We start from the raw sequence: 26,906 nt of genomic DNA, 5'->3' as shown, positions 1-26,906 counted from the left end.
GGATCCGGCCGGGGAATGGCCGAAATCAGTGCCTGCGTGTAGGGGTGATCAGGGTTGTTGCAGACCTTCTCCGCCTCGCCCACCTCGACGAGCTTGCCGCGATACATGACGCCGACCCGGTCGCACATGTAGCGAATGACGCCGATGTCATGGCTGATGAAGATGTAGGCGAGCTTCAACTCGTCCTGCAGCCGCATCAGGAGATCCAGCACCTGGAAGCGCACCGAGACGTCGAGCGCCGAGGTCGCCTCGTCGGCGACGATGATGCGCGGATTGAGGGTGATCGCCCGGGCGATGCCGATGCGCTGGCGCTGGCCGCCGGAAAAGGCGTGCGGGTAACGTTCCCGCCCGGCCGGGTCGAGGCCGACCTGATCCATCAGGTGGCAGACCCGCTCGTCGAGTTCCTTGCCCTTCGACAGCCCGTTGACCAGCAGCGGCTCGCCGATCACCTGCGCGACGGTCATGCGCGGGTTGAGCGAACCGAACGGGTCCTGGAAGACCATGCGCAGCTCGCGACGGGCTGCTTTCAGTTCGCGCCCCTCAAGCTTGGCGAGATCGACCACCTTGCCATCGGCGCGGCGGTAGTGCATTTCGCCGGATGCCGGATCGTAGAGCCGCATGATCGAGCGGCCCAGGGTCGTCTTGCCGGAACCGCTTTCGCCGACGATGCCGAGCGTCTCGCCGGGCAGCAGAGCGATCGAGACGTCGTTCAGCGCCTTCATCTCCCCGAAATGCATGGAGAGGTTGCGGATGTCGAGGATCGGTTCGGCGGTCGTGTCGAGCGGCGGTCGCGCCAGACGGATTTCCGCCTTCTGCTCCAGCTTCAGCACGGAGCCGATGAGCATCTTCGTATAGGCATCCTTCGGCGTATGAAAGATCTGGTCGACCGGCCCGTATTCCTTGATGACGCCGTGATGCATGACCAGCACGTCGTCGGCGATCTGTGCCACCACGCCCATGTCGTGGGTAATGAACAGAACCGCCATTCCGGTCGTCTGCTGCAGGCGCTTGATCAGGTCGAGGATTTCCGCCTGGGTCGTCACGTCGAGCGCGGTGGTCGGCTCGTCGGCGATCAGCAGCTGCGGCTTGCACGCAAGCGCCATGGCGATCATGGCGCGCTGGCGCATGCCGCCGGAATACTGGAAGGCGTAGCGGTCGAGCGCCTGTTCCGGATTGGGGATTTCCACCTGCCGGAGCAGTTCTGCGGCTTCCTTGCGGGCCTGCGCCTTGCTCATGTTCAAATGCAGCCGCAGAACTTCGGTGATCTGGTCGCCGACGGTGTGCACCGGCGAAAGCGACGACATCGGTTCCTGGAAGATCATCGCGATGTCGCGGCCACGGACCGCGCGGATCGCCTTGCTGCGCGGATCAAGCCTGGCGAGGTCGATCGAGGTGCCGTCCTGGCGGTTGAGGATGATCGAGCCGGAGGCGATGCGGCCGGGCGAATCGATGATCTGCAGGATCGAGCGGGCGGTGACGGATTTGCCGGAACCGCTTTCGCCGACCACGCACAGGGTTTTGCCGGGCTCAATCGAAAAGGAGATGTCGTTGACCGCCTTGAAGATGCCGGTGCGAAGCGGAAACTCCGTCACTAGGTTCTTTACTTCGAGCAGCGTCTTGCCCGCCGCCATCGAAGGACGGGGCGTGATGGATAGGATATCAGTCATCCGCGCCTCACTTGTTGTACGGGTCGGCCGCATCACGCAGACCGTCGCCGAAAAGGTTGAGCGCCATGACGGCGACGACGACCGCGAGCCCCGGCATAAACAGCCATGGCGCGGTGGCGATGGAGCGGATGTTCTGCGCCTCGCGCAGAAGAACGCCCCAGGAGACTGTCGGCGGCTGCAGGCCGAGGCCGAGGAAAGAGAGCGATGTCTCCGCCAGGATCATCGCCGGCACGGCCAATGTCATCGAGGCGATGATATGGCTCGAGAAGCTCGGCAGCATATGGCGGAAGATGATGCGGCCTTCCGAGACGCCGTCGAGACGAGCGGCGGCGACGAATTCCTCGGTTCGCAGCGACAGGAAGCGGCCGCGCACGACGCGGGCAAGCTGTGCCCAGCCAGTGAAAGACAGGATGATGGTGATCATCATGTATTGCAGCGCTGCCGGCCAGCCCTGCGGCAAGGCTGCGGCGAGCGCCAGCCAGATCGGAATGGTTGGCAGCGACAGCACGAAGTCGATGACGCGCTGCATGACGAAGTCGATCCGGCCGCCGTAATATCCGGAAATGCCACCGAGCACGATGCCGAGCAGCAGCGACAGGAACACGCCGACAAGGCCGATCGACAGCGAGATCTGTGCACCCTGCACCGTGCGGCTGTAGACGTCGCGTCCGAGACGATCGGCGCCGAAGAGATAGAGCGGCTTGCTCTTGTCGGTGGTGGCGATGAGGTGGATGTCCGTCTCGAACAGGCCAAGCACCGAATAGGTGTAGCCACGCCCGAAGAACTGGATCGGGATCTTCGTATTGGTATCCTTGACGAAGATGGCGGCAAGCGTGTTCGGATCACGCGTCAGCTTCATCCCGTAATAATACGGGCCGAAACTGAACCCGTTGGCCGTATCGAGGAAATGAATGCTCTGCGGCGGGTGGAAGGTCGAACGGGCGTTCTGCATGATCGGATCGTTGATCGCGAAGAAGCCCGGGAAGATCGCGACAATGTACATCGCGACGGTGACGACAAGTGCGGCCATGGCGAGCTTGTGCCGCTTGAAAGCCCACCAGATGAGCTGCCATTGCGAGGCAACGGCGGCGCGGTCCGGCCTGACATTGGTGATGGAGACATCGACCATGGGTGTTCTCCTATTCGAGCCGAATGCGCGGATCGACCAGCGCAAGCAGGATGTCGCTGATCAGGGAGCCGATCAGGGTGAGCGCGCAGATCAAAAGCACGAAGGCGCCGGCCAGATACATGTCCTGTGCCATCAGTGACTGCAGAAGCAGCGGGGCGGCGGTCGGCAGGTTGAGGACGATCGCAACGACGACGGAGCCGGAAATCAGGTTCGGCAACAGCCAGGCGATCGTCGAGATGAACGGGTTGAGTGCGATGCGCAGCGGGTATTTGATCAGCAGTCGAAATTCGGAAAGACCCTTGGCACGCGCCGTCGTCACATAAGGTTTGGGCAGCTCGTCCAGCATGTTGGCGCGCATGACGCGGATCAGGCTTGCGGTGGAAGAAATCGCCAAAATCGCGACCGGCAGCCACAGATGTGTCAGCAGATCGTACATCTTGGCAAGGCTCCAGGAGGCCATCTCGTATTCCGGCGAGAACAGCCCGCCGACGTCCGCGCCGAATTCAACCGCCGCGACATACATCAGCACCAGCGCGAGCAGGAAGGACGGGATGGACAGGCCGAAGAAGGTGAAGGCCGTGAAGGCGTAGTCGCCGATCGAGTATTTCTTCACCGCGGAATAGACGCCGATCGGCAGCGCCAGCGCCCAGGTGGCGATCAGGCTCGCGAGCGCGAGTACCAGGGTCAGCGCCATGCGCTCCCAGATCAGACCCGAGACCGGCTGCTGCCATTCGAACGAGATACCGAAGTCGCCGCGGCTGATGATACCCCAGATCCATTTCAGATATTGCACCAGCATGGACTGGTCGAGGCCGAACCGCTCGCGCAGTGCAGCTGCGGTGTTCTGATCGACCACTTCGTTGGAAGAGGCAAGCGTCGCGATATAGGTGGTGACGAAGTCGCCCGGCGGAAGCTGGATCAGAACGAAGGCGAGGAAGCTCACCGCAAACAGCGACGGGATCATCCATAACAGACGTTTGATGATAAATTTCAGCATGCAAAGCTCGCAATTCGGATTGCACGGCATGCCAATACGAAAGCCTTAGACCATCGTTCGGGCAGTTGATGCAATGGGACCGGAAGGGTGCCGCCGCCGGTCGGGCGGCGGCACAGTTGGAGTAAATCAGCGCGTGCCCGCTCAGCTCGTGAACGTGAACTGCTGCGGCAGGGCAGGGCCGGGGTTCGGCCAGGACCAGCTGTCCGGCTGTTTTTCCGGAACGTTGCGCAGGTTGTTACGGATCACGCCGAAACCACCGACGGCGAGGCAGATTCCCATGACTTCGAATTCTTCCGCCGCGATATCGAAGACCTGCTTCATGATCGCGCCGCGCTTGGCGGTATCGGCCGTGGAACGAGCCTCGTCAAAGAGCTTGAAGCGCTTCTTCTGGCTTTCCGGAGGCTCTTCACCCTTGGCGCCATTGGACGTGTACCAGAGCGTCCACGGAATGGCGTAGCGCGACCCTTGAGGATGGAAGGCAAAGAAATCGCGCGGGTCGAGCATCGGATCGAGGCCGCCGGGACCTGGCCAGACCTGCGCGTCATGGGCGTTGTCATCGCCTCGCGTATAATAGAGCGCACGTTCGATGGTGTTGACCTTCATGCTCACCCCGATCTTCGCCCAATGCGCCTTCACCAGTTCCAGCACATCGACGAGGTCGGGATAGAGCGTCGGGATGACGTCGACCGCGAAGAAGAGCGGCTGGCCGTCAGGCCGGAGACGGATGCCGTTGGCATCCTTCTTGTCGAGACCAGCCTTGTCGAGCATGGCATTGGCCTTGTCCGTCGCAAATTCGGTGAACTGCCGGGCCAGCTTCTCGTGATACCACGGGTGGCCGGGACGCGGTCCGGTCTGGTAACCCTCGCTCTGCCCGAAGTAGACGATGTCGATGATTTCCTGGCGGTTGATGCCCATCGACAGCGCCTGGCGGAACGACTTGTCTGCGAAGATCTTCCGCAGCACCGGATCCTTGTGGGTCATGTTGAGGTAGAGCGAGCATTGCTGCGCCGCGGACGGGACGAGCGACAGCAGGCGGTAATCGCCCTTCTTCATGTTCTGCGACAGCGTCGGCTTGTTCGCGAGCGAATTGATATGACGCTCCTGAATGTCGATCTTGCCGGAGATGACGTTGAGCATCAGCGACTCGACGTCCTGCGAGATGCCGAAATTCAGCTCGTCGATATAGGGCAGCTGGTTGCCCTCGGTATCGACCTGCCAGAAGTAAGGATTTCGAACCATCAGCACCCGGGTCGCGCCGCCGGAATAGGCTTCCTTGATCATCCACGGATCGAGCACCGGCTTCTCGGCATTGCCCCAGCGCTGCGGAATTTCGATGTCGCCGCACTTGGCACGGAAGAGGTCCGGCCAGCTCGATGAACCGGCCGCTTTCACGTCCGCGTCGAGGTTCGGGTTGTATTTCGGCAGGAACTTGCTGCAGTAGTGCTTGGCGAACAGTGTCGGATGCTGGCCGAGCGGGGTCGCCAGGTTTTCCAGATAAAGCGCGTTCGGCGCCGCGAAGGTGAACTTGACGGTGTAGTCGTCGATCTTTTCGACCACGACCGGCTTGCCGGCCACGGCAATCTGCGCCGGTGTCGAGCTGTAGAGTTCCTTGTTCTTGACGACATCCTCGATCGCGAACACCACGTCGTCGGCCGTGAACGGATGGCCGTCGGACCACTTCACGCCCTTCAAAAGGTAGAAGGTGAACTGGGAAGCGTCTGCATTGACATCCCACCTCTCCGCGAGATTCGGCAGAGTTTCGGTGAAGTCCATGTTCCAGCGCACCAGACCCTGGTTGCCGACCATGCGCAGGATGCCGTTATGGTCGGACGAGCCGCGAAGGCCGCGCCGCAGCGTGCCGCCGTAAGCGCCCACCTTTTCCCAGGGCTTCACGACCATCGGGTTCTTCGGAAGACGTTCGGCAAGCGGCGGCAGCTTGCCGTCCTTGACGAGAGCCGCAAGCTGCGGCGCCTCCTTGGTCGCGGCCGCGCTGGCGCTGCCGCCCGCAACTGACAGGGCAACAGCCCCGCCAACGCCTGCGAGGAACGTCCGGCGGGTAAAGCCGGAAGACATATTTTCGTCGTCGCGCATAAATTTCCTCCCAAATGAACCGCCGACCTGAAAGGCGATCGATGGCAGGTTCCCTACCGCCACGACCGCCGAGGACCTCCATCCCATCGGCTAAAACGACCATAAGCAGGTTTTCAGATGATTACAAGTATTGACAGATTTTTACAGGTTAAATACTCCTGTTTAAAAGAGCCGTGCGGACAGGGAGGAGAAGCATGACTTTCAGCGAGGAATCGCGCCGAAAATTACAGAGCGTTTCGACAGCCACGCTGACGTCGGTGCTTCTGAAGCATGGCCTGCGGAACGTCTTCATTCGCAACGTACACAAGATCAACAAGGCGGCTCCGCGCCTTGTCGGGCCTGCCTACACGCTGCGCTATATCCCGGCGCGCGAAGATATCGATCATACGGGCGTTTTCGTCGGCCGGAATCATCCGCAGCGACGGGCGATCGAGGAATGCCCGCCCGGGCATGTGCTCGTCATCGACAGCCGGAAGGATTCGACGGCGGCTTCGGCGGGTGCAATCCTGATGACCCGCCTCTGGATGCGCGGCGCGGCTGGCGTCGTCACAGACGGCGGATTCCGCGACACGCCCGACATTGAGCAATTGCCTTTCCCGGCCTATCACTCCGCGCCTTCCGCTCCGACCAACCTGATCAGGCACCATGCCCTCGACCTCAACCAGCCGATTGGCTGCGGCGATGTGCCCGTCTATCCAGGCGACATCATGGTCGGCGATGACGAAGGCGTGGTTGTCATTCCGGCTGCGATGGCTGAAGAGGTGGCCGACGAAGCCTTCGAACAGACCGTTTTCGAGGATTTCGTCGAAGAACGCGTGAGGGCGGGCGAGGGCATTTTCGGACTGTATCCGCCGGAAGCCGAAGCCGAGCAGGCGTTTCGCGAATGGAGACGTGAAAAGGGACGTTGATGAACCAATCGGGCGTGATAGCGGCCGCCAAGGCGGAGCCTCGTTTCAGCGACATCATCTACGAGAAGATCGTAGGCATGATCGCCGACGGCCGCTTTCCGATCAACGAACGGCTCCCGTCCGAACCGAACCTTGCAGTGATGTTCGGGGCATCCCGGCCCGTGGTGCGCGAAGCTCTGGAGCGGCTTCGCAGGGACCAGTTGATCGTCTCGCGCAAGGGATCCGGCTCCTATGTGCGGCAGCGGCCGGACTCGTCGGTGCTGAGGCAGGTTCCGGTCGGATCGCTTGCCGACGTGCAACGGTTCTTCGAGTTCCGCGCCGGACTTGAGGCGGAAGCGGCAGAGCTGGCGGCACGCAACTGGCAGGCCAATGATCGGATCCGTATTCTCTCGGCGCTTGAGGCCCTCGAACATTGTCTGGAGATCGGCGAACTCGGTGCGGAAGAGGACCAGTACCTGCACGATGCCATCGCCGCGGCGACCGGCAATCAGTTTCACGTCACCGTCCGCGATTGGTTCAGGCCACATTTTTCGATCGGCATGTCGGTGACCCGCAGCCTCAGCCTGAAGCGGACGCCGCTGCACGTGCGGCACGTGCAGGACGAGCATCAGGCGATTGTCGAGGCGATCCTGGCGCGGCGTGAAACGGCGGCCCATGACGCCATGAAGAACCATATACTGAATGCGCGCGCCCGCATGTTCCAGGGCGTGGGAGGCTAGGAGGCCTTCGATTTCATGCGATGCGAGGCATCGCGAGGAGGGGTTTTGAAACGGATCGCGGTAACAGGTGGCGCGGGCAATATCGCCACGCAGCTTAGGGGATTTCTGTGCCCAGAGGCGGAGCACATCAGGCTGATCGACATCAGGCCGGTGAAAGAACTCGCATCGAACGAAAGTTTCTTCGAGGGCGATCTCGCGGACGCTGGCGCCATGCTTGCCGCACTCGACGGCATGGACTGCGTCATTCACCTCGGTGGGCTACCTCGCGAGGCCGATATCGGCGACATGGTGCAGAGCAATATCCTCGGCACGTACAATTTGTACGATGCTGCTCGCGCCAACGGCACCAAGCGCGTCGTCTTCGCGTCCAGTAACCACGCGACCGGCTTTTATCCCCGCTCTCAGACGATAACGCCGCTTGACGTGCCTCGCCCCGACACGCGCTATGGCCTGTCGAAATGCTGGGGCGAGATGGTTGCCGGCTTTTATTACGACAAGGCGGGCATCCGCACGCTGTCGATCCGCATCGGCAATGCCGGTCCCTATCCCAACAGCGAACGGGCGGCGGCGATCTGGATCAGCCCGCGCGATCTGTTCCAGCTTGTGAAGATCGGCCTCACCCATCCCGACATCGCTGCTGCCGTCGTCTATGGCATGTCGCGCAATGATGCCGGCTGGTGGAAGGATGAGCTTGCCGAGCGGCTCGGCTACCGGCCACAGGATTTCTCGCGCGATCATCTGCGCCTCGAGCCGGTGGATGAAAGTCCGGTCGCGGCATTCTTCCAGGGCGGAGGTTTCTGTGATTCGCAACATGACGGAACGATTCGGCTCCGCGACGAGAACGGACTGATCGTATTCACGGAGGCTGCACGATGAGTGAAACAAAGACCATCACACCGAAGGTTCGCCGCGTCATCGACTTTCCCCTGAAGGTTGGCGAGTCCCCCACCTGGGACGACCGCACCGGCGATCTCTGGTTCGTGGATATCCTCGCGCCCGCGGCAATCCGCCTGCAGGCAGGCGGCGGCGTCGACCGGTTCGAAATGCCGGCGAAGATCGGTTGCCTGGCACTTTGTGAAAATGGCGACATCGCGGTGGCGCTGGAAAGCGGCGTATATCTGCTCAACCCCCAAACAGGTTCTATGAAACTACTCTGCAACCCGGACGGCGGCCGGCCGGACAGCCGGCTTAACGACGGCAAGGCCGGGCCTGACGGCTGCTTCTGGGTCGGCACCCGCGACGAGGCAGTACCGCAGACGGGCAATGGCCGCCTTTACCGGGTGAAGCCGGACGGGTCGTTCGACACAGTGATCGACGGCGACCTGATGACCTCCAACGGTATCGCCTGGAGCCCGGATGGGCGCATGATGTACCATTCCGACAGCAGTGGGCTCTACGCCCAGATCTTCGATTTCGACCCGGCACACGGCATCATAGGTCTCCCTCGCCGCCTGCATAATTTCACGGCGGAGGAAGGGCGGCCGGACGGCGCCGCCGTGGATGCCGACGGGTTCTATTGGATCGCCGGCCAACAGGGGGGACGGCTCAACCGCATCTCGCCGGACGGAACGGTGGTCGAGGTCTATCTGATGCCCGCCAAGGGGCCGAGCATGCCCTGCTTCGGCGGCCCCGATCTCGCTACTCTCTACGTGACCACGCTCTCCACCGACAACAACGGCACCTTCGAAGACGGCACGATCTACGCCTTCGAGCCGGGGGTTCGCGGCACGCCTGTTCATCGCTTCGCAATCTGAGGAAAAGCTTATGGATATCCAGACATTCCGCGAAATCCTGACCGGCATTTCCGGCGTACCGATCACCGCATACGGCGCGGATGGCGAGGTCGACATCGGTATCACCCGCGCGATTTACGAGCGGGTGGCGAAAGCCGGCATCCACAATATCGTCGCGGCCGGCAATACCGGTGAATTTTATGCGCTCACTCCGGCGGAAATCACGGTCGTCACCGAAGCGGCAGTCGCGGGCGTTGACGGCAAGGCGCCGGTGACGGCTGCCGTTGGCCGCTCATTGCGAGAGGCGATTGCCATGGCAAGGACAGCCAAGACAATTGGTGCGTCCGCCGTCATGTCGCATCAGCCGGTCGACCCTTTCGCGGCACCCGCCGCCCAGATCGATTATTTTCGCAATCTCGCCGATGCCTCCCTGCTGCCGATGGTCGCTTATGTCAGGGCGGATGGTTTCAGCCTTGACGACATGCTGCGGCTCGCGGCTCATCCGAACATTGCCGGCATCAAGTTCGCAACGACTGACATCCTGCTTCTGTCTCGGGCCGTCGCGGCATCCGCTGCGGGCAACGCGCTGTTCGTTTGCGGCCTGGCGGAAAGCTGGGCGCCAGCCTTCACTGCTGCCGGCGCCCGCGGGTTCACGTCCGGCCTCGTCAACGTCGCGCCTCAAATTTCGCTGGCGATTCATGCCGCGCTCGAGTCCGGAGATTATCAGGAGGCTCGCCGGATGATCGAAATCATCGAGCCGTTCGAGCGAATGCGGACCCAGTACCGCAATGGTGCAAACGTTACGGTCGTCAAGGAGGCCGTGGAGATAGGGCTTGGCATTTCCGTCGGCGAAGTGCGGGTTCCCGGCCTGCCGCGGCTCGCCCCGGAAGACCGGATAAAATTGGCCGAAACGCTCGGCAAATGGCCATCGCTGATCGGCCGAGCATCCAGCTATTGAAGTCGGCGACCTCGGCTGAGCCTCGCGCGAAACTTCAGGCCGAATCAGGGTGCTGCCCGTCGCACATTCCTCGCTTGTAAGCGCACCAAGCGAGGTCGGTTGGCGGCAAATATCAAGGGCGGTTCGGGCTCGGACAGGTCGACCAGCCGGGGTAGAGTTGCGCATCAACCACAGTTACTCGCCCCCAAGCTGTCACAATGGCCTTTTTGTGCCCGGTTCGTATTGCGGTGAGACATCGACTTGACACTTGTCAAGGAAACGAGGCTTTCCCAAAGGATACGGGATGCGGAAGCTTGCCCCTTGCGTCTTTGTTGCCGTTCTCAGCGCCTGCGCCGCACCGTCGAACCGCCCGACAGCCGGCAGGTTCTACGACGCGACGGATCCCCAGACCGGCCAGAAGATCCCGTCGAGCGGCTGGCGAATGCGCCGATGGAACCGTTCAACCTTGCTCCACTTGGCTATTCCGCGACCGATCATGGCCTGAGCGTCCTGCGCTCAACAGGTTTTGCGGATAGCCGGCTGCGCCGCGGCGACGTCATCGAGGTCACCATCCTCGATACCGGTGAGGAAGGCATGTTCTCCTCGGCCCAGAGCAAGACGCTGAATCTGGGGCGCTTCACCGTCGATTCCGCCGGCACCGTGACCTCGCGGGGCCTAGTAGGGAGCTACCATCTTGCCACCGTAACCCTTTCGGTTGGCGTGGCCCGTGAGTCCACAGTTGCCGCGCGCGGCTGCAATGCCGTTATTCCTCAGCTCCGCGCTCCAGCTGTTTCCGCCCGAAGGACATGAGCGACCGACGCTCGGGCTCATAGTGCAGATGGCTTGATCTCGCCGTTGCCTTTGCAAAGCCCGCTTGCGTCTAGGAGACCCCAACCAAACACAGGGTCTTTCCCGGGCTCCCCGATGTCGTCGGTCAATTGACTTATCTTCGCTTCCAGCCTTTCAAGCGACATATTTGGCTCCTCAGCAATTAACATCGAGACTGCTGCCGTTACGAAGGGTGCGGCGAAGGATGTTCCGGTTTTCTGTCGGGCTCCGGAAATGGACGCGGCGGTCCAGACGCCGACGCCGGGAGCAGCAATGTCGATATGGTCGCCACGAACGGCACGTCGGTAAGGGTTGCGCGCCTTGTCGACCGCCGTCACGGCAATCACATCACCATAGGCCGCGGGGTAAACGGGCTTGGCATTTGGACCGTCATTGCCGGCGGCCGCCACGAGGATCATGCCGCGACCGGTCACCGCTTCCACTGACTTCTCCAGCAGCGCGTTTGCCGGGCCGGTCAAGCTCAGGTTGACGACCTTGACGTCACGTTGGCTTAGCAGATCGAGCGCGCGCACGAGGTCATACGTGCTGGCAATATCCGTCGATCTGCCAAATCGCCGAAAGGCATCGACGGCGATGAGCTCGGCTCCAGGCAGCAGGCCTGGAACCCGATTGTCTGAGGCGCCGACCAGAAGGGCGGCAACAGCAGTGCCATGCTGCGCCCCGGATTTCGTCTCCTCCTCGTTACCGAGACGAATGACCTCCAGCCGGGTATTCATCAGGGCCATGTGGTCGGTATTGATTGCCGTGTCGATGAGACCGATGCGGTGTTGCTTCGAACATCCCGCGACTTCGCCGGCCGGCCAACCAACGATCTCGCGGACAAGGGCACAGCCATGCCCCGTGCAGCCTCCTCTGGTTTCCGTTTGCGGCTGATAGAAGTGATTGAAATCGACCGACGCCGTCGCGCTGCGAGCAACAACTGCAGCACGCGCTGCATCGAGCGTCATGTTGCGCGGCACGGTAAGCCGGACCATTTCGCTGCCAATGATCGAAACCTGGGTGCGATCTTCAATGAGGAACCCCTCTTGGACCAATCCGGTGATAGCGGCTTCCTCAAGGCCCATCGCGACAAGCTCGTTCTGCGAACGGACTGGCACTGGGATCGCACCGCTCGCGGGTGCACGACGCTCGCGGGAAGGCCAGCGAAAGAGCGAACGTAGGTCGGTTAACCCGCCTCCACCACGATAATATCCGTCGCTGCCACCTCGTCCTCCACTTTCACCGCCGCCGTCATCGTCATCTCCATCTCCATCGTCGTCATCGGCAAGCGCGGCAGGAATGAATGCAACGTCGCTCAGGGGCAGGGGTAGGGGCAGGGCCGTGATTGCGCCCACGGTGATTACGGCAGCAAGGCAGCGCAATGATTTTACTATGACTATGAGCAGCATGATCTGTCTCCGTGGCAGCTTTCCCGATCCAGTTTCTCAGACTGCGAAGCCGCTTCCGATTAAACTATCCCGGAAGTACGTTTGACTCGACAGCTTATTCCCTGCCATGCAAAAAAGTGGGATGGTCACCGACATGCAGACAGTACCGGAACGGCTGGTTGCCTTCCTGCCGAACCTGAGGCGGTTTGCGATATCGCTCTGCCGCTCAAGGGAGCTTGCCGACGATCTGGTGCAGGCGGCGTGCGAGCGCGCGATCCTTGCCGCTGACAGTTTTGCGCCCGACAGCAGGTTCGACGCGTGGATGTTTCGCATTCTACGCAATCTGTGGATCGACCACCTGCGGCGCCAAAGGACGGCCGGTCCTCAAGCCGACCTGGAGGAAGCAAGCGGGATCTCCGTTCCATCCGGCGAGGCCGCATCGCTTGCTCGCATGGACCTCCTCCACGTCACCGCAGCGCTACAGAAGCTGCCGGACGAACAGCGCGAAGTGCTGGTGCTGGTCTGTGTCGAAGAGCTGAGCTACCACGACGCAGCCGAAGTGCTGTCGATCCCGATTGGAACTGTGATGAGCCGTCTCGCCCGGGCACGAAAAAATCTTGCACAGCTGACAGGAATAAGTTTCGGGGAACGACGTTCGTCCGATGCGAAAGGCGGCATCGTATGACCCGATATGATTTTGATGACGAGACATTGATGGCGTTCGCTGACGGCGAGCTCGATGAGGCGACAAGCGTCAGGCTTGAAACAGCCCTTGCAGCGGACGAAGCACTGGCCGAGCGGCTGGCCGTGTTCCTCGAAAGCCGCATGCTGGTCGCCAGCGCGTTGAAGCCGTTGATCGACGAGCCGTTGCCGGAGGCGCTGCTGACATCCGTGCGCCGCATGGCGGAAGAGGCGCAAGGCAGGCAATCCGAAGCCAGCAACGTTGTGGCCTTGCGCCCGAGGCAGCGACAGGTGAAGCGCTGGGCAAAGCACCGCTGGGTCATGCCCTTGGCGGCAGGTATTGTTTTAGTGGTCACGGGTGTTGTCGGCTTCACAGTAGGTCTCAATCTGAACCCATCCGTGATGAATTCCAGCGCCGAGGTCGCCGGGGTGCTGGACCGCGAAGCGTCCGGTCGGGATATTGCGCTCGGGTTCGGAGAGATGCTGCATATCATCGCCACCTTTCGCGACAAAAACGGTTCTCTCTGCCGCGAATACGAATTGAAGCAACCGTCGGGCAGCACGCTCTCCATCGCCTGCCGACATGATCAGGCCTGGGTGACGCAGCTCGCGCTGACATCGGTGAAAGCCGAGGGCTATGTGCCGGCCTCCTCGCAAGAAACGATCGATGCATATCTCTCGTCGATCCAGGCTGGTACACCGCTGTCCGCCGAAGAGGAGCGAGCGGCCCTCGCACCCTGACGATTATTTTCGCAAATCAGGAATAAATCTGTCCCGGCGTCGTTCTTCCCGCATCAATTCATGAGGAGAACCGCCATGGCACTTACCCTTCTGAGGAAGCCACAGCCCCGACTGATCTTTTCGTGCCGCAAGGAAGATGAAGGAGTGATCCCGCCGCCGGTTCGGGCCAAAACGGCGCTCCCGGACTGGTTCCGGAAGCTTCCACCGGTGGACCACGCCCATGTCGCCCCCACAAACAGCGGCCTGACGGTGAAGCGCTGCATGCCGTTCTTCGACGCCATGGCAGCTGGTTGGATAATCGGCCTGTCAGCCACTGTCCGGCTGGAAATTTCTGCTGACGGCAAGAACGTCGATTGCGGTTGGGATTTCGACCGGACGATGGTCAGCAATCATGCCGGCCATCAGGTCGCCGGCCATCCGCGTGATTCAATGCCGCCCTGTAAATTCCACAACTACTGGACCATCCGCACTTCACCCGGCTGGAGCTGCCTCTTCGTGCCGCCGCTCAACCGCCCGAACGGTGTCTTCGAGGTCGTCGCAGGCGTCGTTGACACAGACACCTACCAATCGGAAATTCACTTCCCCTTCTTCGCCACCGGCGAGGACGGCCTGCATGTGCTGGAACGTGGCACGCCGATCGTCCAGGTTATCCCCTTCCGCCGCGAGACATCCGACCTCGCCGCCGATATCCGCGCCGAAAGCGCTGCCGAGGGCACTGTGCGAAAGACGATCTTGCGCAAGACGCTTGCCTCCGATGGCTGGTATCGCCGGTTCGCCCGCGCCCAGCGATGACCTTTCTACGGGTGCCGCCCGATCTACCCGTCGCTGACTCGCACAGCGGCGGCGATGCCGCGTGGATCGTGCGTATGGCCTATCGTGTTGAAAAATATTCTGTTTTGCCTGGAATATTCCTCGCCCGTTGCCGTTTCTCACTCGCAGCCAACGAGGCTGTCCTTCAAAGGAGAAGTGCCATGAAGAAGTTCATCTCAACCCTGAGCGCATTCCTGTTGATCGGCGCAGCAGCGCCTGCACCTGCTGTCGCCGACGACCCGGTGCATCGCTTTTTGCAGAAAATGACGCGCAGCAGCACGGCGAGCCACGTCCGCTACAGCCGCAGTCGGGATGACGATCGGCGCGGTGGCTGGAACTCGAGCCGCAATTCCAACAGCTCGTCGAATTCCTCGAGCAATTCCAGCTCGAACTCGAACTCCAACAGCAATTCCAATTCGTCGAGCAATTCCAGTTCGAACGGCTCGTCTAACTCATCGAGCAACTCGAGTTCGAATTCTTCCTCCAATTCCTCTTCGAATTCGTCGTCCGACGACGATTGAGCTCCAACCTGAGAGACTGAAAGGAGGGTATGATGGCCCTTTATGCAATCGCCCTTCCCGGACCCCACGCCGATCGGCGTGGGGAACCGTCTGCGACCTTGGAGCGCATGGTATCGCTTACCCGCGTCAAGCAGATCGCGGCGGCAATCGTGCTCGCGTTCAGCGGCATGCTGATCTTCCTGGCAATTGACGGCCTCACCATGCCCATGCGGCTGACGCTCGCTGTTTTCGTCGCAACGACTACCGCCTGGACCATTCTCGACATGCCGGATACGCCCGTTGCACTAGCCGGTGCCGGGGTTCTGGCTGTCTTCGGTGCGATCGACGAGGACGTGCTCTATCGCTCTCTCGGTAATGAAATCGTCTGGTTGATGCTGGCGGCGTTCGTCGTTGCCAGTGTGCTGCGGCAGGTCGGCGTGATCGAACAAATCATCCGCCTGCTGCTCACTCTGTTCGGGACCGTGCAGGGCCTTTTCTGGGCGCTCACCTTCTTGATCTTCGCCACCGCCTTCATCATTCCCTCGACCTCGGCCCGTGCCGCAATGTTGGCGCCCGTTTATCTAGGCCTCGCGGCGACGATCGGCAATGCGCGGGTCAACCTGGCACTTGCGCTGCTTTTTCCCTCGGTCATCCTGCTCTCCGCTGGAGCGTCGCTGATCGGCGCCGGCGCCCATCTCGTGGCCGCCGGCATGATGGAGCACCTGCGCGGCCAAAGTCCCGGCTTTTTGGGTTGGATCGTGCTGGCCGGTCCGTTCTCGCTGCTGTGTTCGCTCGGCGCCTGCGCGGTGCTGCTGTGCCTTTTCCTTACCGAGGAGGAGCGGGCGATGGCGATCGCGAAGCCGGTCGCCGACGAAGCTCCCACCTCCCTGACGCCCCTGCAATGGACCGTGCTCGCCATCACCGGCGCAATGATCCTCCTCTTCGCGGCCCAGCCCATGCACGGCATTGGCATGCCTCTCATTGGCATCGCCGCGGCTCTTCTATTAGCCAACCAAAGGGTCTCCGGCCTGCCGCTGAAAGCAGCTCTCAAGGGCGTGGAGTGGAACCTCCTGCTCTTCCTGGCCGGCACGCTCGTCATCGGCGAAGCGTTGCTCGAGACGGGGACGGCACAGGTGCTGGCCGAGCGGGTGGTTGGGCTTGCAGGCAATGGCATTGCCACCTGGCCTGCGCTGATCATTGCCTTCGCAGCAATCGTCTCGACGCTCTCGCATCTCGTCATTACCTCGCGCACGGCGAGGGTAATCGTCCTCATACCTGCGCTTGCCTTGCCGGCCGCAGCTCTCGGTGTTGATCCGCTCAATCTCGTGATGGTTGTCACACTGGGAAGCGGCTTCTGTCAGACCTTGATGGTATCTGCCAAGCCGGTGGCACTATTTGCCGCAATGGATCCGCCGCCTTTCGGACAAGCCGACCTGATCCGGTTTGCCGGTTTGCTGATCGTTCCGTTCGTCGCGCTGATCGTGATCTTTGCCACGTTCGCCTGGCCGCTGCAGGGCCTGCCGCTGCACTGAATGTCGGGACAACACAAGGGAAAGGCCGCCGCGTGCGGCCTTTTTTATTAGTCGGCTAATTTATTTTGGTGCTGCCGGAATAGACTAGGTTCTGCCCCGTTCCTCCCTTGTCACATCCTTGTCATAATGGAAGGAGCACCCCATGGCATTCACGGTTCTCGTCGCGCCCTCCGGGTTCAAAGAAAGCCTCTCGGCCGATCAGGCGGCGGATTGCATCGAGACCGGCGTCCTGCGTGCCCTTCCCGGCGCGACCGTCCTCAAGGCGCCAATGGTCGACGGTGGCGAGGGGTTTACCAAGGCGCTCATCAAGGCGACCCGCGGCACCCTGCATCATCTGATGGTGACCGGTCCGGTCAACAATCCGGTCGAGGCACATTTCGGTTTCCTGGGTGGCGACAGCGAGCCAACTGCCGTGATCGAGATGGCTGCGGCCGCCGGACTTGGCCTCGTGCCGCGCGACCAGCGCAATCCCTGCCTAACGACAAGCTACGGCGTTGGCGAGCTCGTCGGCGCCGCGCTTGACAGGGGCGCGCACCGCATCCTTCTTGGCTGCGGTGACAGCGGTATCAATGACGGCGGCGCCGGTATGGCCGAAGCACTGGGTATCCGGCTCCTTGACGTGTCGGGCGAGGTTTTGCCTCGCGGCGGCGCGGCACTTACCCGCCTCGCCGCAATTGATGTGTGCGGCCGAGATCCGCGCCTTGACCGTGTGCGCATCGACGCTGCCGTGAACTGGCATAATGTGCTTCTCGGCGAACGGGGCGTCGCGCAGATCTTTGGACCACAGAAGGGAGCCACGCCGGAACAGGTGGAACTGCTGGCCGCGGCCATGGAGACGTATGCCGGTGCTATTCAAAGCTCGACGGGTTTCGATGTGGGCCTGGCGCCCGGCTCTGGCGCGTCGGGCGGGCTCGGTGCCGCGGTCCTCGGTCTCCTCGGCGGCAGGCTGCACCGACGCTACGACATCGTCATGCAATATCTGGAGCTCGACCGTTTCATCCGGCAGGCCGACTTGGTCATCACCGCGGAAGGCAGTCTTGACGGGCAGACCCCTTTCGGAAAGGTCCCGGCCGAAGTGGCTGCACGGGCAAAAAGCGCTGGTGTGCCTGTCATCGCGCTCGCCGGGACTATCGGAAAGGGTGTACGGCTCAATTTCGAGCACGGTATCGATGCCTTCGCCTCGATATTGAGCAGACCTTGCTCGTTGGAAGATGCCATTTCGTTCGCGCCAAAACTGCTTACGCGGGCGGCGGAGGATGCCGCTCGCATGGTTATAGTGGGCATGAAAGTCGGGGCACGATGGAGGCAGGTAGCGTGAATTTGGTTCCATCCAGATGCGGCAGCCGGAGCGGCGCGTCCATTGAACGGCCGGCGCACGGCGCTGCCGTCTTGCCAAGCGATCAGTAGGGCAATAGTTCGACGCCCTTCAAGAACTGGGCTTGGCGGACGATTTTCTGGGTATGAGGGTCGGAGCCGAAATGCGGATTCGATCGTCAGCTGAAATGGCGCCGCTTGTGAGCAGATCCAAAGCGTTTGAGGCAATCTGCTCGAAGGGGACGCGCAGTGTCGTGAGCGGGGTCGGAAGATGACTGACGATCGGGATATCGTTGTATCCAACGACTGAAACATCGTTGGGTACGGATATTCCGAGGCGTGACAGGCTGGAAAGAGCACCGATTGCGGTGTTGTCGTTCACGGCGAAGACCGCCGTCGGGCGATCTTCGAGGCGCATGAGCTGCAGGGCCGCATCCGCTCCGGCGTCGATCCCGAAGGTCGACGGCACAATGCAATCCGAGCGGACCGAGATAGCGGCCTCTTCCAGTGCCTGCCTGTAGCCTTCGACGCGCCCGCGCGAGCTGGAGGCATATGAAGGACCGGCAATTACTCCGATACGACGATGACCGAGGTCCAGGAGGTGGCGCGTCGCCAGATATCCGCCCAGCCTGTCGTCGCCCACCGAAGACAGGCTCCGTCCATCGGTACGCAACGCCAGCACAAAAGGTACACCTCGGGCCGCAAGCTCGTCGGGAAAGTCGTCATCCTCGCGTGCAGTCGAAAGGATCAATCCGTCGACGCCTCGTTTCAGAAGAGACTCGGCAGCAAGTCTGTCGGCCTTGGGCTTGTCATCCGTCGTTGCGACAATCGCGAAGCGGCCACTTTTGCTGCATGCTTTTGCCAGGGCTTCATAAAGCATTGCCATGACGGTATCGGTCAGCCGGGGCACGATCACGCCAACCGTCATCGTATTGCCGCGTCGGAGGCTCGCTGCGGAGACGTCTCTGACATAGCCCATGTCTTCGGCGATTTTCCGGACGCGGCGCGAGGTGTCGTTGTCGGATCGGGGAAGTCGTTCATCGAGGATGCGCGATACCGTGGATTTCGAAACGCCAGCCGCCGATGCAACATCAAGGATGGTCACCCGTGTCTGACGGCTCGCTTCTTCGGGCTTTGAATCCATTTCGCTTTTTTCCATCTGCGGCGTTCTCGCGATCAACGCGCCAACCATGCAACAAAAAAAATGTTGACTCCAGTAAAATCGGAAACGATAGTGGGAACGTTCCCATTAACGATCCCATCGCTGATCACGAAGACGGACAGCGGCTATCTAGGAGGAGAAAACCTATGCCCACGATGGATCTGAGAGGCCTGAGCCCGGCACCCGTTACCGCGTTTACCCGCGACGGAGAGGTCGATTATCCGGCCAATGCCCGTATTGCCAAATGGCTTGCAGGCATGGACGGCGTCAAGAGCCTGGTTATCCTTGGTCATGCCGGCGAAGGTACCTTCCTGACCGAGGAAGAGCGCCTGAAGCTCATCCGCACCTATGTCGAAGCCGTCGGTGGTCAGGTTCCAATCATTGCCGGTATCACCGGCGAGGGCACCAAGGTCGCCGCTGAAGAAGCCAAGAAGTGCAAGTCTGCCGGCGCGACCGGTGCTCTTGTCTATCCGAACCATGGCTGGCTGCGTTTCGGCTTCCAGAAAGGCGCCCCGCAGGATCGCTACAAGGCGATCTGGCAGGAATCGGGCCTGCAGTGCATCCTGTTCCAGTACCCGGATGCCACCAAGGCTTCCTACGACCTGGAGACCCAGCTTGCGATCGCGACCCAGGATGGCGTCGTCGCCACCAAAAACGGCGTTCGAAACATGAAGCGCTGGTACGTCGAGATTCCGGAACTCAAGAAGGCCAACCCGAACCTGCAGATCCTGAGCTGCCATGACGAATGGCTGCTGCCGACCATGTTCGATGTCGACGGCCTGCTTGTCGGTTACGGCAATATCACACCGGAACTGCTAATCGACCTGATCAAGGCAGGAAAGGCGCAGAACTATCCGGAAGCCCGCCGGATCTTCGAACGTCTCCTTCCGGTCACCCGTGCCGTCTACCACCGTGGTTCCCATATGGAAGGCACCGTCGCCCTCAAGCTCGGCCTCGTTCATCGTGGTGTCCTCGACCATGCCACCATCCGCGAGCCGCTGAAGAACCTCGGCGAAAAGGCCGAAGCGGAGATCTTTGCAGCCTTTGATGCTGCCGGCATTGGCCGGGTTGAGCAGCTTCTGGCAGCTGAGTGACTGAGGACGCCCCCGCCGCTCAAGCGGGGGGGTCTTACGAGGAGGGGATTGCGGTCGCACCGTCTGTCACGCTGGTGCCTGGCTAGCCGATGAGAGAGCCATGCCTTCCGGATTCACAACCACACCATGCCAAAGGGTCCCGAGGTTTAAGACATCCAACGCGTAGGTTCGACGCCAGGCCGGGAGAGTGGGCCAGGCAGAGGGAGGAAACATGAATATCGAACAACGGATGGCCGCGCAGTCGCCGGCCGTCGATACCCAAGCCGAAATCGGCGCCCGCCTAGAACGGCTGCCAGTGACCCGGGAGGTCTTCTGGGCTCGAAATATCGTCGGCGCAGCGACGTTCTTTGACGGTTACACCGTCATTGCCATAGCCTATGCCATGCCGGTTCTTGTCCGCGAGTGGGGTTTGACCCCGGGACAGACGGGAATGATCTTGTCGATGGGCTACCTGGGACAGTTGATCGGCGCCATTTGCTTTGGCTGGCTTGCCGAACGGATCGGCCGTCTCAAAGTGCTGCTATTCACCATCCTGCTATTCGTCAGCATGGACGTTGCATGCCTTTTTGCGGCCGGGGCCGGCATGATGATGGCATTCCGTTTCATCCAAGGCATCGGAACCGGCGGAGAAGTTCCGGTCGCGAGTGCATATATCAACGAGTTGATCAGCTCGAAGGGGCGGGGCCGCTTCTTCCTGCTGTATGAGGTCATGTTCCTGCTCGGCCTCGTCGGCGCGGGCTTGATCGGCTATTTCATGGTCCCAGCCTATGGCTGGAAGGCGATGTTCGTCGTCGGCCTGATCCCTGCCGTCCTGATGATCCCGCTGCGCTGGTTCCTCAATGAATCACCTCGCTGGCTGGCGGCCAACGGCCGCTATGAGGAAGCCGACCGCATCGTCACGAAGCTGGAGAACAGCGCTCGTGCTGCCGGCAAGGAGCTGCCGGAGCCGAAAATCGTAGCCGCCCCCGTCCGTCGTCGATCGGACTGGCGCGAACTTTTCCAGGGTATCTACCTCAAGCGCACGCTGTCGATCTGGGCAATGTGGTTCTGTGCCTATATGGTCGCCAATGGCACGATCACCTGGCTTCCGACCCTCTATCGCCAGACATTCAACCTGCCACTGGAAACCAGTATCCTATACGGGTTTATCACCTCGGTCGGTGGCGTCATCGCGGCGGTTATCTGCGCGCTGCTCATCGATAAAGTCGGCCGCAAGCGCTGGTACACCGGAGCCCTTCTGATCGCGCCGATCCCGCTTGTCATCCTCGCCTGGCTGGGTGCGACGTCCGCGATCCAGGTTCTGATCCTCGCCGGTCTTGCCTACGCCATCGTCCAAACCGTAACTTTCTCGCTCTATCTCTATTCGGCGGAAATCTACCCGACCCGCCTTCGCGCCATCGGCACGGGTACAGGCAGCGCCTGGCTTCGTCTCGGATCCTCCGCGGGCCCTATCGCGGTGGGTTGGGTCATGTCGTCGATGGGTATCCAGTATGTCTTCGGCGCGTTCGCAGCGATCCTTCTCGTTGGCGCCCTGGTGACGGCCCTCTTCGCGGTCGAGACCAAGGGTCAGGTTCTGGAGGAACTTTCGCCGTAAAGGGCACTACCTCTTTCGAAGAGGGGATGATGGCTTGGCGTACAACCGCCAAGCCATCATCATATGTAGACTTCGATGTTGTAGGCTTGGCTCGCAGCTTGCGGTCGATCGATATCCGGGTTCGTCAATCCTACTCAAGGAGGATTTCGCTGGCTCGGTCGGCAAACGGGATGTTGGAACTTGATTTCGTCCCCAGCCCACCACCCGAGCGGAGCAGGTTTAATCGGAGGTTTGGCCGGTCTCTGGAGCATGGACTATCAGACAGTTCCGGCCGGCCTTCTTGGCAAGGTAGAGCGCGGCGTCCGCCTGGCGCTGAAGATGCTCCGCCGATACGAGTTCGCGGTCCAGCATCAGCGCCGCTACCCCGATGCTGACCGTGACGTAAGGAACGACGCGAGAGGTGGGGTTCGGAAGCGTTGCCGCTTCTACGCGGCTGCGAACTCTTTCGGCGACAATCCTGGCCTCCTGTTCATCAGCGCCGGGAAGGAAGACGAGAAACTCTTCGCCTCCGTAACGGGCGACCTGGTCCCGCTCGTCTCTCATGCTGCTCTGAATGATGCCGGCAACTTTCACCAGGCAGCGGTCGCCTTCGGCATGCCCGAGACTATCGTTAAGGCGCTTGAAGTCATCGACATCGCACATCAGCATCGCCGCGCCTCTGGTTCGTGAAAGGTCATCGTTCCAGAAGCCATGGAGCGTTTCCATCATCGAGCGCCGGTTGGCGACGCCGGTCAGCGGGTCGGTTCGTGCAAGAAGTTCCAGCTGGGAATTGGCGTCGGCAAGTTCGGCGAGGCGACTTCGGTCTCGCAACTCGAGCAGGAAGCTCTTGTGAGCCAAGATCGTTGCGGTGCGTCGGGCAACGATGGTTGCTGCCACGCCGCTCGCGAAAAACAGGGCGCTGGCCAGAGCACTTCCTACTTCGATATCCGGGTTGTGCAGTTGAAACACCAAGTAGATACCGAGAGCCGAAGCACCGATTGCCACCGCCCAGCCAAGTAGGATGGGGAATATAATGATGGCGGTGACGGCCACAAAAAGCATGATGGTGAGATGCCGCTCATAAAACTCGCCGCCGGCGTTGACGCCCACAAGGGCTACGGACAGGAGGATGAAAAAGACAGCCGAGAGGAGGACAACTCCCTGCAGCCACAAAGCGTGCGGCCGCATGAAGACCATCGCGGCGACAAGAGCTGCGGGGAGAAGGATGGATGCCGGCCAAAGCATCGACATCACGGTTTCGGTTGGAAGCAGGATCGCGTAGAGGCCCAACGTCAGGACGTCGAGCACGCTGACCCAAATCATCCACGCGCGGATGATCTTGGCAGTCTGCGGCCAGGAGCGTTCGCGAAAAAGCCGGGCCAGTTCCCCATTGAGCCGGATATTCCGCGTGCGCCCACCCAACAGACGCTCGACTTGTTCAACAATGGCAGGGCTCGGCCTCTCGAGAGGTTTCCGCGAAGACGGTCTTGCCGATTTGGTAGAACCTGTGATTCGCTCAGCGTCCATGTGCTGGATTTAGGGCCTATATGGCTGGGGACAAGTCGGCCTCTTGCGCCGGCCAGAACCGGTTCGCAAAGACCTCGAACTGGGGGTTGTTACTTTTACGGTTTCGGTCGGCAGGCCCATCTAGTCGGTCAACGTCCGGGCCGCGTCCATTTGGTCAGGCCTGGCTATCGGCAGCTTGATTGTAAAGACGGTCCCTTCGCCCTTCACGCTGTCAACGTGAATTTCGCCGCTATGCAACTCTACCACCTGCTTCACCAGGTTCAGGCCGATACCCGTCCCGGCGATGCCGGACGAACTTCTTGCCCGGAAATAGCGCCCGAACATCTTGGGCAAGTCGTCCGCATCGATGCCGATGCCTTCGTCGCGAACGGTAATCTGGATAAAGTCGTTTTGCTGCCACCCCGTCACATAGACGTTTGGAGAGTCCGGCGCGTATTTCACAGCATTCGAGAAGAGATTGGTGAATACCTGCTCCAGCGCCACTCCGTCGCCGTAAATAGTCGAGGGAAGCCGCTCCAGATCGAGCAGGAACCGGTGCGATTTGCGTATACTTTCCTGCCGCCCGCTGCAGGTCCTGATGATGTCCCCCAATGCACATGGCTTCCGGACGATGTCGATGTGGCCGTGATCCAAGCGCCCGACGGCAAGGATGCTCTCCATCAATTCCAGCATTCGAGAAACTGCGCTGCGGATCTGCTCCGTCTTCTCTCCGATGAATTCCGCTGTCACCGCGTTCTTGCGGCGAACGAGCCGTTGCGCCGCGCCGTCGATGATCGAAAGCGGCGTCCGGAATTCGTGAGAAGCCATCGAGACGAACTGCCGCTGCAGCTCGTTGACCTGCCGCTCTTGATCGAGCATCCGTTCGAGTTCCGCAGCCTGACGGGCAATTTCTGCGGTTCTGCTGCGCACTGTTTCCTCGAGATCATCGCGATGCTGAAGCAGTGCCCTTTCCGCACGTTTCCGCTCGGTGACATCGACGGCGGCAATCAGTGACGCCGGATGAGTATCGAAGGCAAGCTGGCTCGCATAGATGAAGACCTCGATTTCGGCTCCGCGCGCCGTCCGGTGCCGCTGAGAACGATTGGCTTCGCTCGCATGCTCCGCGCCCGCAATTTTCATTCTTTCTCGATCCTCTGGAGGAAGGATGTCCAAGAGAGTCATGGAAAGAAAAAGGTCACGATCATAACCGTAGTGATCAAGAGCTGCCTGGTTGACGTCGAGAAATTGAAGGCTCTCCCGATCCTGGACCCACATTGGCAGAGGGTTTCCTTCGAACAGGAGCCGGAAGGAAGCCTCGCGCATCTTGAGATCCGTGATGTCAACGCGAATCCCCACGCTTCCGCCGCCCGAAACGCGTCGTTCCTCTATCCGGACCCAGCGGTTCCCCGGCAGGCGCTGCTCATGGGCACTCTTTGGCTCCGCGTGACGGGCCAATCGATCGGCCAGCCATTCTTCCTCCCGGCCGATCGCGTCGGGATATTGGCCACGCTGCAGCCCGCTGCGAAGCCTGTCCTCGAAACCCATGCCCTTGACCAGGGGAGCGCCGCTGTCAGCGTAAAGCTGCTCATAGCGGCGGTTCCACATCACGAATCGATCATCTTCATCAAACAGTGCCAAGCCTTCCGGGACGACCTCGAAGGCGGCCAGCAGGCGCGCATGCGCTGCTCTTGCCTCCTGTTCCGCACGCTCGGCCTGAGCATGCGCTTGAGCAAGAGATCGTTCGGCCAGTCGCGCCTCGGTAACGTCCTCATGCGTCGAGACCCATCCTCCGTCAGCCGTACGCTGATGGCAGCCTCGGATGACCTTTCCCGATCTAAGTTCTTTTATCCAGACTTGCGGCGAAGCGCCGGCATTGGTGTCTTGCGCCCATTCGAGATACTCCTCTCGGGACATCGTGGGAAAGGCACCGATGTCGTCCCTCAACTTTATAATGTCTTCGAGCGACTGCCCGGGGTGGATCAAGGCCGGGTCCACCCCGTAAACCTCGGCGTAGCGACTGTTGGACAACGCCAACGTACCGTCCGCATGGAAGAGACAAACCCCCTGGCTCATGCTGGCGAGTGCGGTCCGAAGCCGTTGATCCTGGCCAAGAATCTGCTTGCGACTGCTGCTTGAGGCAAGTTGCGCGTTCACGCGCGCACCAAGTTCCCTGCCGTCGATCGTGCTTGAGACACAGTCAACCGCACCGGCCTCAAAACCAGCAATCCGTCCGTCGATATCGCCCGGAGGAGCGACCAGGATTACCGGTATTTCAGACGTCACCGAACCGTGTTTCAGCTGGCGGCAGATTTGGACACCGCATAGGTCCGCTAATTTTATGTCGAGCAGGATAAGGTGAGGTTGTGACGCCTCCACGATCGCTTGCAGGCTCTCCGGGCGGTCGAAGGCTGAAGCAACCGAAAGCTCGATGTTTTCCGCCGGCAGTCGACCGAAGTCCAGCTTGGCCGCATCCCCGCCGATGACGAGAATTGCGGTCCGTCGATGAGCAATGCCTTGGGCGATCACCATCGAAGCGGCCCGGCTGTCCGGAGCCGCGGGCAGCGAAGATGAGGATAATTGAACGGGAACCGCTATCGTCAATGAGGATCGCCTACCATTCCGCCACTGGCCTGTTGCACACCCACAATACGTATCGAGCGTTAAAGAGAGCTTATGGCCGCTTGTCGCGGGAACCGGTGGCGCCCTGCGCGTCTCAGCGTCTGTGTATGACGTAGTCGCGCATGACCGTGCCAAGCTTGGTAAGATTGACTTTCAGCTCGTCATAGCCTTCGATCTTCTCGCGGGTATCCTCGTCCATGTAGAGTTTGCGGTTGAGTTCGATCTGGATGCTGTGGCGGTTTTTTCCAGGTGAGCTATAGGCCGAGACCAGCTCGGCGCCCTTGAAGGGCACGTTGAGCGAGACCGAATAACCGAACCCCTGCAGCGTCTCGACGACCAGGTTCACGAAATCCGGTTCGCTCGACACGCCCTCGTAATCGCCGACCACGATATCCTTGCGGACCGTGCCGGCGGGATCGGGCGAGAGCACATGGCCGATCGCCGGCATCGAGTGGCAGTTGACGTGATAGACCTTGCCGAAGGCGGCATAGGTGTCGTCGAGCAGCCGCACCAGCGCGCGGTGGTAGGGCCGCCAATAGGTGTCGATGCGATCTTCCAGCTCCTTCACCGTCAACTTGCGGCCGTACATGGGCGTATCACCCCAGGCGTAACGCCAGGTGAGCCCCATGCCGCGGCGGGCCGAGGCGCTGTCGCGGGTTGGGTGAGGCCATTCGCCCTCAACCATTTGCAGGTCGACATCCTTCAGCGACCGGTTGAGATCAAGGAAACTGCGCGGAAAATGGGCGATCAGCAGCGGCGCGCCGATCGACGGCGCAAAGCCGAAAAGGTCATCCACATAGGTGTCGGAGGCGAGGCGCACCAGTTCGTCTGACACCGTTCGTTCGAAATCCGGCAGCGTCAGGCCGCTATGCGGCGAGTCGAACACCAGCGGGACGGCCGGTGCCGTCGGCGGAATGATCTTCAGAACACCGTCGATCTCGACGGGGGCAAAAGTCAGCTCTGTCATCTTGGTCTCG

The 26,906-nt window shown here is 61.0% G+C and carries 23 protein-coding genes; 14 read left to right on the top strand and 9 right to left on the bottom strand.

Going from position 1 to position 26,906, the window contains the following annotated elements; all coding sequences use genetic code 11:
• The 4 genes from ABCW43_RS18145 to ABCW43_RS18130 form a co-directional block, all read right to left on the bottom strand.
• A partial coding sequence (locus tag ABCW43_RS18145) for an ABC transporter ATP-binding protein (protein WP_345926911.1) occupies nucleotides 1-1,667 on the bottom strand: 1,667 nt, incomplete at its 3' end.
• A 7-nt stretch (nucleotides 1,668-1,674) separates the two neighbouring features.
• The gene (locus ABCW43_RS18140) at nucleotides 1,675-2,796 is read right to left on the bottom strand and encodes an ABC transporter permease (RefSeq protein ID WP_345926909.1); all 1,122 of its coding nucleotides are present in this window, start codon (nucleotides 2,794-2,796) and stop codon (nucleotides 1,675-1,677) included.
• 10 nt (nucleotides 2,797-2,806) lie between these two features.
• Nucleotides 2,807-3,793, bottom strand: coding sequence for an ABC transporter permease (locus ABCW43_RS18135; RefSeq protein ID WP_345926907.1), 987 nt, complete (start codon nucleotides 3,791-3,793; stop codon nucleotides 2,807-2,809).
• Nucleotides 3,794-3,934: 141 nt separating this feature from the next.
• Nucleotides 3,935-5,884, bottom strand: a complete 1,950-nt coding sequence (locus ABCW43_RS18130; RefSeq protein ID WP_345926905.1) for an ABC transporter substrate-binding protein — start codon at nucleotides 5,882-5,884, stop codon at nucleotides 3,935-3,937.
• Nucleotides 5,885-6,078: 194 nt separating this feature from the next.
• On the opposite strand from ABCW43_RS18130, the gene ABCW43_RS18125 reads away from it, so the two are divergent.
• From ABCW43_RS18125 to ABCW43_RS18100, 6 genes are all read left to right on the top strand, one after another.
• On the top strand, nucleotides 6,079-6,792 hold the full coding sequence (locus ABCW43_RS18125; protein WP_345926903.1) for a ribonuclease activity regulator RraA: 714 nt from the start codon (nucleotides 6,079-6,081) through the stop codon (nucleotides 6,790-6,792).
• Entirely contained in the window at nucleotides 6,792-7,511 is a 720-nt protein-coding gene (locus ABCW43_RS18120; protein ID WP_345926901.1) for a FadR/GntR family transcriptional regulator, read from the top strand. The genes ABCW43_RS18125 and ABCW43_RS18120 overlap by 1 nt, the downstream gene beginning before the upstream one ends.
• A 45-nt stretch (nucleotides 7,512-7,556) precedes the next feature.
• Nucleotides 7,557-8,387, top strand: a complete 831-nt coding sequence (locus ABCW43_RS18115; RefSeq protein WP_345926899.1) for an NAD-dependent epimerase/dehydratase family protein — start codon at nucleotides 7,557-7,559, stop codon at nucleotides 8,385-8,387.
• A complete protein-coding gene (locus ABCW43_RS18110) occupies nucleotides 8,384-9,265 on the top strand; it encodes an SMP-30/gluconolactonase/LRE family protein (RefSeq protein ID WP_345926898.1) in 882 nt (293 codons plus the stop codon). Before ABCW43_RS18115 ends, ABCW43_RS18110 begins: the two co-directional genes overlap by 4 nt.
• A 10-nt stretch (nucleotides 9,266-9,275) precedes the next feature.
• Nucleotides 9,276-10,202: a dihydrodipicolinate synthase family protein gene (locus tag ABCW43_RS18105; RefSeq protein WP_345926896.1), complete on the top strand. Its 927-nt coding sequence runs from the start codon at nucleotides 9,276-9,278 to the stop codon at nucleotides 10,200-10,202.
• 240 nt (nucleotides 10,203-10,442) lie between these two features.
• Nucleotides 10,443-10,991, top strand: a complete 549-nt coding sequence (locus tag ABCW43_RS18100; RefSeq protein WP_345926894.1) for a hypothetical protein — start codon at nucleotides 10,443-10,445, stop codon at nucleotides 10,989-10,991.
• 17 nt (nucleotides 10,992-11,008) lie between these two features.
• Here ABCW43_RS18100 and ABCW43_RS18095 read toward each other — a convergent pair whose 3' ends face one another.
• Nucleotides 11,009-12,418, bottom strand: a complete 1,410-nt coding sequence (locus tag ABCW43_RS18095; protein WP_345926892.1) for a S8 family serine peptidase — start codon at nucleotides 12,416-12,418, stop codon at nucleotides 11,009-11,011.
• A gap of 121 nt (nucleotides 12,419-12,539) precedes the next feature.
• Here ABCW43_RS18095 and ABCW43_RS18090 point away from each other — a divergent pair, with 121 nt between their 5' ends.
• From ABCW43_RS18090 to ABCW43_RS18065, 6 genes are all read left to right on the top strand, one after another.
• Entirely contained in the window at nucleotides 12,540-13,082 is a 543-nt protein-coding gene (locus ABCW43_RS18090) for an RNA polymerase sigma factor (protein WP_345926890.1), read from the top strand.
• On the top strand, nucleotides 13,079-13,819 hold the full coding sequence (locus tag ABCW43_RS18085; RefSeq protein WP_345926888.1) for a hypothetical protein: 741 nt from the start codon (nucleotides 13,079-13,081) through the stop codon (nucleotides 13,817-13,819). The genes ABCW43_RS18090 and ABCW43_RS18085 overlap by 4 nt, the downstream gene beginning before the upstream one ends.
• A 75-nt stretch (nucleotides 13,820-13,894) precedes the next feature.
• Nucleotides 13,895-14,611 (top strand): DUF6065 family protein, encoded by a 717-nt coding sequence (locus ABCW43_RS18080; protein ID WP_345926886.1) that lies wholly within the window; start codon nucleotides 13,895-13,897, stop codon nucleotides 14,609-14,611.
• Between the two features lie 179 nt (nucleotides 14,612-14,790).
• Nucleotides 14,791-15,150: a hypothetical protein gene (locus ABCW43_RS18075; RefSeq protein ID WP_345926885.1), complete on the top strand. Its 360-nt coding sequence runs from the start codon at nucleotides 14,791-14,793 to the stop codon at nucleotides 15,148-15,150.
• 167 nt (nucleotides 15,151-15,317) lie between these two features.
• Nucleotides 15,318-16,661 carry an SLC13 family permease gene (locus tag ABCW43_RS18070; RefSeq protein ID WP_345926882.1) on the top strand — a complete coding sequence of 448 codons (1,344 nt, stop codon included), beginning with the start codon at nucleotides 15,318-15,320 and terminating at the stop codon, nucleotides 16,659-16,661.
• Between the two features lie 142 nt (nucleotides 16,662-16,803).
• Nucleotides 16,804-17,979 carry a glycerate kinase family protein gene (locus ABCW43_RS18065; protein ID WP_345926880.1) on the top strand — a complete coding sequence of 392 codons (1,176 nt, stop codon included), beginning with the start codon at nucleotides 16,804-16,806 and terminating at the stop codon, nucleotides 17,977-17,979.
• A 108-nt stretch (nucleotides 17,980-18,087) separates the two neighbouring features.
• Here ABCW43_RS18065 and ABCW43_RS18060 read toward each other — a convergent pair whose 3' ends face one another.
• Entirely contained in the window at nucleotides 18,088-19,119 is a 1,032-nt protein-coding gene (locus tag ABCW43_RS18060; RefSeq protein ID WP_345926961.1) for a LacI family DNA-binding transcriptional regulator, read from the bottom strand.
• A 164-nt stretch (nucleotides 19,120-19,283) separates the two neighbouring features.
• Here ABCW43_RS18060 and ABCW43_RS18055 point away from each other — a divergent pair, with 164 nt between their 5' ends.
• Together ABCW43_RS18055 and ABCW43_RS18050 are read left to right on the top strand one after the other, a co-directional pair.
• Nucleotides 19,284-20,231 (top strand): dihydrodipicolinate synthase family protein, encoded by a 948-nt coding sequence (locus tag ABCW43_RS18055; RefSeq protein WP_345926878.1) that lies wholly within the window; start codon nucleotides 19,284-19,286, stop codon nucleotides 20,229-20,231.
• Nucleotides 20,232-20,442: 211 nt separating this feature from the next.
• Nucleotides 20,443-21,825, top strand: coding sequence for an MFS transporter (locus ABCW43_RS18050; RefSeq protein WP_345926876.1), 1,383 nt, complete (start codon nucleotides 20,443-20,445; stop codon nucleotides 21,823-21,825).
• A 219-nt stretch (nucleotides 21,826-22,044) separates the two neighbouring features.
• Here ABCW43_RS18050 and ABCW43_RS18045 read toward each other — a convergent pair whose 3' ends face one another.
• The 3 genes from ABCW43_RS18045 to ABCW43_RS18035 all read right to left on the bottom strand — a co-directional run bounded on the left by ABCW43_RS18045 (nucleotide 22,045) and on the right by ABCW43_RS18035 (nucleotide 26,896).
• Nucleotides 22,045-23,331, bottom strand: a complete 1,287-nt coding sequence (locus ABCW43_RS18045; protein WP_345926873.1) for a GGDEF domain-containing protein — start codon at nucleotides 23,329-23,331, stop codon at nucleotides 22,045-22,047.
• Between the two features lie 120 nt (nucleotides 23,332-23,451).
• Complete coding sequence (locus ABCW43_RS18040) at nucleotides 23,452-25,911, bottom strand: PAS-domain containing protein (RefSeq protein WP_345926871.1); 2,460 nt, start codon at nucleotides 25,909-25,911, stop codon at nucleotides 23,452-23,454.
• A 112-nt stretch (nucleotides 25,912-26,023) separates the two neighbouring features.
• Nucleotides 26,024-26,896 (bottom strand): N-formylglutamate amidohydrolase, encoded by an 873-nt coding sequence (locus ABCW43_RS18035; RefSeq protein ID WP_345926869.1) that lies wholly within the window; start codon nucleotides 26,894-26,896, stop codon nucleotides 26,024-26,026.
• Nucleotides 26,897-26,906 lie beyond the last annotated feature (10 nt).

This window comes from Neorhizobium tunisiense, assembly GCF_039631515.1.
Taxonomy (GTDB): Bacteria; Pseudomonadota; Alphaproteobacteria; order Rhizobiales; family Rhizobiaceae; genus Neorhizobium.
The sequence above is the reverse complement of the archived record's forward strand: the minus strand, read 5'-3'. Positions and strand labels throughout refer to the sequence as shown.

Coding starts and splice junctions, on each gene's coding strand:
- ABCW43_RS18140 (WP_345926909.1), bottom strand. CDS start 2,796: ATGGTCGATGTCTCCATCACCAATGTCAGGCCGGACCGCGCCGCCGTT.
- ABCW43_RS18135 (WP_345926907.1), bottom strand. CDS start 3,793: ATGCTGAAATTTATCATCAAACGTCTGTTATGGATGATCCCGTCGCTG.
- ABCW43_RS18130 (WP_345926905.1), bottom strand. CDS start 5,884: ATGCGCGACGACGAAAATATGTCTTCCGGCTTTACCCGCCGGACGTTC.
- ABCW43_RS18125 (WP_345926903.1), top strand. CDS start 6,079: ATGACTTTCAGCGAGGAATCGCGCCGAAAATTACAGAGCGTTTCGACA.
- ABCW43_RS18120 (WP_345926901.1), top strand. CDS start 6,792: ATGAACCAATCGGGCGTGATAGCGGCCGCCAAGGCGGAGCCTCGTTTC.
- ABCW43_RS18110 (WP_345926898.1), top strand. CDS start 8,384: ATGAGTGAAACAAAGACCATCACACCGAAGGTTCGCCGCGTCATCGAC.
- ABCW43_RS18105 (WP_345926896.1), top strand. CDS start 9,276: ATGGATATCCAGACATTCCGCGAAATCCTGACCGGCATTTCCGGCGTA.
- ABCW43_RS18095 (WP_345926892.1), bottom strand. CDS start 12,418: ATGCTGCTCATAGTCATAGTAAAATCATTGCGCTGCCTTGCTGCCGTA.
- ABCW43_RS18090 (WP_345926890.1), top strand. CDS start 12,540: ATGGTCACCGACATGCAGACAGTACCGGAACGGCTGGTTGCCTTCCTG.
- ABCW43_RS18085 (WP_345926888.1), top strand. CDS start 13,079: ATGACCCGATATGATTTTGATGACGAGACATTGATGGCGTTCGCTGAC.
- ABCW43_RS18080 (WP_345926886.1), top strand. CDS start 13,895: ATGGCACTTACCCTTCTGAGGAAGCCACAGCCCCGACTGATCTTTTCG.
- ABCW43_RS18075 (WP_345926885.1), top strand. CDS start 14,791: ATGAAGAAGTTCATCTCAACCCTGAGCGCATTCCTGTTGATCGGCGCA.
- ABCW43_RS18070 (WP_345926882.1), top strand. CDS start 15,318: ATGCTGATCTTCCTGGCAATTGACGGCCTCACCATGCCCATGCGGCTG.
- ABCW43_RS18065 (WP_345926880.1), top strand. CDS start 16,804: ATGGCATTCACGGTTCTCGTCGCGCCCTCCGGGTTCAAAGAAAGCCTC.
- ABCW43_RS18060 (WP_345926961.1), bottom strand. CDS start 19,119: ATGGATTCAAAGCCCGAAGAAGCGAGCCGTCAGACACGGGTGACCATC.
- ABCW43_RS18055 (WP_345926878.1), top strand. CDS start 19,284: ATGCCCACGATGGATCTGAGAGGCCTGAGCCCGGCACCCGTTACCGCG.
- ABCW43_RS18050 (WP_345926876.1), top strand. CDS start 20,443: ATGAATATCGAACAACGGATGGCCGCGCAGTCGCCGGCCGTCGATACC.
- ABCW43_RS18045 (WP_345926873.1), bottom strand. CDS start 23,331: ATGGACGCTGAGCGAATCACAGGTTCTACCAAATCGGCAAGACCGTCT.
- ABCW43_RS18035 (WP_345926869.1), bottom strand. CDS start 26,896: ATGACAGAGCTGACTTTTGCCCCCGTCGAGATCGACGGTGTTCTGAAG.